At 69.6% G+C, this 1,746-nt stretch carries 2 protein-coding genes; both read right to left on the bottom strand.

Annotated elements, in window-relative coordinates; translation table 11 throughout:
- On the bottom strand, positions 1 to 1,091 hold a 1,091-nt coding region (locus I71_RS00930; RefSeq protein WP_042688837.1), incomplete at its 3' end, for an HAD-IC family P-type ATPase.
- Between the two features lie 147 nt (positions 1,092 to 1,238).
- Positions 1,239 to 1,746 (bottom strand): SLC13 family permease (locus tag I71_RS00935; RefSeq protein ID WP_042688840.1); only part of this gene is annotated, 508 nt, incomplete at its 5' end.

The following is a 1,746-nucleotide window of genomic DNA, read 5'->3' on the forward strand; positions in this document are numbered from 1 at the left end:
CGATAGGTGGCGTCGGCGGTGACGATGCCGGTCGCCAGCAGTTCGTTGCGGGTCAGGGTGCCGGTCTTGTCGGTGCAGATGGTGCGGACGCTTCCCAGCATCTCGACCGCCGGCAAATGGCGGATGATGGCGTTGCGGCGGGCCATGCGGGTGACGCCCACCGCCATGGTGATGGTCATCACCGCCGGCAGCCCTTCCGGGATCGCCGCCACCGCCAGCCCGACCGCGGTCAGAACCATGTCCTGCCACGGCTCTCCATTCACCAGCAGGCCGTACAGGACGGTGACCAGCGCCAGCAGCAGGATACCGCCTGTCAGCCAGCGGCCGAACCGCTCCATCGACAGCAGCAGCGGCGTGGTCACGCTCGCCACCGAGGCCAGAAGATGGCCGATGCGCCCGACCTCGGTCGCGTCGCCGGTCGCCACGACGATGCCGGTGCCCTGCCCCTGCACCACCATGGTCCCGGCATAGGCCATGCCGCCACGGTCGCCGAGCGCGGACTCGGCGGCGACGGCGGAGGCGGACTTGGCGGCCGGCACCGACTCGCCGGTCAACGCCGCCTCCTGCACCAGCAACCCCTTGGTCCGGTCGAGCCGCAGGTCGGCCGGCACCCGGTCGCCGGAGACCAGGAAGACCCGGTCGCCGGGCACCAGCGCCTCTGCCGCCAGGGTCACGGCATGGCCATCGCGCAGCACCACGGCCTGGGGCGACAGCAGGTTGCGGATCGCCTCCAGCGCCTGTTCAGCCTTGTCCTCCTGGATATAGCCGATCAGCGCGTTGACCAGGACGACGCCGAAGATCACCCCTGCATCCGTCCAGTGCCGCAGAAGCAGCGCCACCGCTCCGGACGCGAGAAGCACGTAGATCAACAGGTTGTGGAACTGCGCCAGGAAACGCATCCAGGCCGGCCGCCGTTCCGGCGGAGTCAGGCGGTTGGGACCGAACCGCTCCAGCCGTGCCGCCGCCTCACCGCTGCCGAGCCCGTCGGCCGGACTGCCGAGTTTTTCGGCGACGGCAGCGGCCTCCAGCGCGTGCCAGGGGAGATCGGCCGGTGAGGAACGACCTGGGTGTGTGTCTGCCAGCGGTGCCATGTGGGCCACCTCCCTGGAGGTCCTGCCGCGCGGTGCGCGGGGAAGCGCCATCCGGGCCGGCAGGACCACAAGCAGGGTGGCAGTTTATCGGCCCTGGGAGAAGGGCCGGGATGGCATGGCCCCTTCCCTCTCCCCGAAGGACTTCGCTCAGAGAACGAAGGTGAGCAGGATGTTCATCGCGACCGCCGCAACCACGCCGACGGGTGCCGCGCGGAACAGCAGCCGGGTGAACAGCGTGCTGCGGGTCGTCTCGTCCGGAGCCGAACCGAGGACCAGGCTGCCGCCGGACGAGAAGGGCGAGATCGATGTGGCCTGCGATCCCACGACTATCGCGGTGAACAGCAGCACCGGGCTGACCGACAGGCTGGCCGCCAGTGCCGGAACCAACGGAAACAGTGTCGGCGTCACCACGCCCAGCGTGCTGGAGAACAGCGACATCGCCGCGGCGACGATGCCGAACACCACCGGCAGGAGCAGGGCCGGGATGCTGCTGCCGAGCCAGGCCGCCAGTGCCGCGATGGTTCCCGCCTTGATCGCGACGGAGATCAACATGCCCATGCCGCAGATCATGATCAGGGTCGACCACGGCACCGACGCGATGGCCTTGCGCTCGTCGCCCAGCTTCAGCAGCAGCGCGATGACGGAGAAGACGCCG

Source organism: Azospirillum sp. B506 (genome assembly GCF_000333595.1).
Lineage (GTDB): Bacteria > Pseudomonadota > Alphaproteobacteria > Azospirillales > Azospirillaceae > Azospirillum.